Source organism: Streptomyces griseus subsp. griseus (assembly GCF_000720255.1).
Lineage (GTDB): Bacteria > Actinomycetota > Actinomycetes > Streptomycetales > Streptomycetaceae > Streptomyces > Streptomyces griseus_I.
In genome coordinates, this window is the sequence record NZ_JOJE01000220.1 from 1 (window position 1) to 268 (window position 268).

Consider the following 268-nt stretch of genomic DNA (forward strand, 5'->3'; position numbering starts at 1 on the left):
CCGGGAGGGCGACCGGCGTGGCTTCGGGCCCTTCGACTGCGAGTTCGTGGCGGTCAACCACTCCATCCCCGACAGTCTCGCGGTCGCGATCCGCACCCGCGCCGGGATGGTGCTGCACACCGGCGACTTCAAGATGGACCAGTTCCCCCTCGACGACCGCATCACCGACCTGCGCGCCTTCGCCCGCCTCGGCGAGGAGGGCGTGGACCTGTTCCTCACCGACTCCACCAACGCCGAGGTACCCGGCTTCACCACCTCCGAGCGTGAG

Annotated in this window: 1 pseudogene; it reads left to right on the forward strand. The window is 69.8% G+C overall.

Annotation, left to right across the window (positions count from 1 at the left end):
• A pseudogene (locus IG99_RS43865) lies at positions 1-268 on the forward strand (RNase J family beta-CASP ribonuclease); the annotation flags it as partial.